At 62.7% G+C, this 2,365-nt stretch carries 2 protein-coding genes and 2 pseudogenes; all 4 read left to right on the forward strand.

Going from position 1 to position 2,365, the window contains the following annotated elements; genetic code table 11:
- A pseudogene (locus ACEN88_RS29500) lies at positions 1–350 on the forward strand (hypothetical protein); the annotation flags it as partial.
- Positions 322–915, forward strand: a complete 594-nt coding sequence (locus tag ACEN88_RS29505) for a type II secretion system protein (protein WP_413345418.1) — start codon at positions 322–324, stop codon at positions 913–915. The pseudogene ACEN88_RS29500 and the gene ACEN88_RS29505, both read left to right, overlap by 29 nt.
- A gap of 221 nt (positions 916–1,136) precedes the next feature.
- The gene (locus ACEN88_RS29510; protein ID WP_413345420.1) at positions 1,137–2,084 is read left to right on the forward strand and encodes an agglutinin biogenesis protein MshI; all 948 of its coding nucleotides are present in this window, start codon (positions 1,137–1,139) and stop codon (positions 2,082–2,084) included.
- Positions 2,081–2,365 (forward strand): annotated as a pseudogene (locus ACEN88_RS29515) (hypothetical protein); the annotation flags it as partial. The gene ACEN88_RS29510 and the pseudogene ACEN88_RS29515, both read left to right, overlap by 4 nt.

Genomic DNA, 2,365 nt, shown 5'->3' on the forward strand with positions numbered 1-2,365 from the left:
GCCAGACCGTGGCCGCGCTGCGCACGGCGCTGCAGGTCGAGGCGGCCCGCCATCCCGACAGGCTCGCGGCGCTGGCCGGACAGAATCCGATGCGCCTGCTGGCCCGTCCGCCGGCGGATTATCTTGGCGAATTCGCACTATCCGGGCAGGGTAGTGTGGCACGAAACGGGTGGGTGTTTGACCCACGCGACAAAACCCTTGTTTATCTCACCTCGGAACGAGAAAGATTTGCTTCGGGCAAATCGAAATTGCCCGCGTTCAAGGTAGAATTCACTCATACACCTGCTGACGCAGGGAAACAAATGATGAGCCTTGCATTGAATGAAATCGATACGCAAGGCGGTCGTTAATCAAAACCCATGCGGCCGGGAACGCCGCACCTACATCGGAGAGAGCATGAAAGTAAGTATCAAGAACAATGCGCAGGGCGGCTTCACCTTGATCGAATTGATCGTCGTGATCGTTATTCTGGGCATTCTGGCTGCGACGGCACTGCCGAAGTTTGCCAACCTGGGTAGCGATGCCCGCGTGGCCAGCCTGAATGCTGCGAAAGGTGCACTCAGCGCGACGGCGGCAATGGCGCATGGCAAGTTCATGGTCGATCCGACTGTCACGTCGAGCAAGCAACTTACGGTCGAAGGCGTGACGATGAACATCAACACCACGACCGGCTATCCGGTGGCGGACAGCAATCTCGCGGAGGCGGCCGGCATGAAGGACGGTGTCGACTATAAGGTCATCGCGACGGCGGCTACGACGGGTACGAATGCTTCGGGTGCTTCGATCAAGCTCGTACCGCAGAGCCTTGCGGGCACGACCAACGAGGCGAACTGCTACGTCCAGTACACCGAGGCGACGACGGCGGGCGGCGCACCGACGATCAAAGTGAACGGCACGGCAGCCAACTGCAACTAAGCGTTTTTACGCTTGATCAATCGGGACCGCAATGCACGGTCCCGATTGTCGTTTACGAGCCGATTGCAGCGTATAGACCACACCCCATTAGTAGTTCCGCACGGAAAACCAAATATATTCTCCCAGAGTAAAAATTTGGTATCGGAATTTCCTACCGCTTGAATATAATCAAGCCTCTATCGCACTTATCTCGACCAAGTCACGGATAACCATCGCCACGCATGGGTTTTTTCAGTAAAGCACAGAACAATGCAGCCTGGCTGGCCATGGTGCCGCAGCGCGACGGGATCGCGGCGGCCAGCGTGCGCCGTGGCGCGGACGATGGCGCGAAGCCGGCCGTGACGCATGCCGTCTTCTTTCCCGGCGCCCCGTCTGCGGACAGCCTCGACAAGGCCGCGAAGGAGATGCACAGCGCGAGCTACCGCTGCACGACGGTGCTGGCCGGGGGCGACTACCAGTTCATGTCGGTCGAATCGCCGAACGTGCCGCGCGAGGAGCTGAAAAGCGCCATGCGCTGGCGCCTCAAGGACATCCTCGATTTCCCCATCGACGACGCCACGTTCGACGTCCTCGACGTCCCGCTCGACCCGAATGCCGTCGTGCGCCCGCAGCAGAGCGTGTTCGCGATCGCGGCGCGCAACAGCATCGTGGCCGCGCGCCAGAAGATGTTCAACGCGGCCAAGGTGAAACTGCGCGCGATCGACATTCCCGAAATGGCACAGCGTAACGTGTCCGCGCTGCTGGAGCAGGACGGCCGCGGCATCGCGCTGCTGTCGTTCGGCGAGGACGGCGGCCTGCTGACCGTGTCGTGGCGCGGCGAGCTGTATCTGTCGCGCCGTATCGATGTCACGCTGGCCCTGCTGCTCGACGACGACCACGACCGCAAGCACCAGGCCTTCGACAAGATCACGCTCGAACTGCAGCGCTCCCTCGACAACTTCGAGCGCCAGTTCTCGTTCATCAGCGTGGCCAAGCTCGTGCTCGCGCCGATCGGCGCCACGGGCCTCGACGAATACCTGTCGGGCAACCTTTACACGCGGGTCGAGACGCTCGACCTGGCCGACGTGCTCGACCTCGAACGCGTGCCGGACCTGGCCGACCCGGGGCGCCAGCAGCGCTTCTTCGTGCCTATCGGCGCCGCGCTGCGCGTGGAGGAGGGCGCGGCATGAGCCAGCAGATCAACCTGTTCAATCCCGCGTTCCAGCCGCAGAAGAAGATCTTCTCCGTCAACGCGATGGCCGGTGCGCTCGGCGTGCTGGTGCTGCTCGTCGTCGGCACGGGCGTGTACGCCAAGGTGCGCGTCGCGCAGTTGGAAGCGAGGGTCGCGCGCGGCGAGGAGCAGGTGCAGGCCGCGCAGAAGCGCCTGGAAGCCGCCACCGCCGAATTCGCACCGCGCACGAAGGACGGCCGCCTCGAAGCGGAGGTGGCCGCGGCCCAGGCCGAGCACGAT

The sequence above is a fragment of the Massilia sp. CT11-108 genome, assembly GCF_047302915.1.
Lineage (GTDB): Bacteria > Pseudomonadota > Gammaproteobacteria > Burkholderiales > Burkholderiaceae_D > Telluria > Telluria orientalis.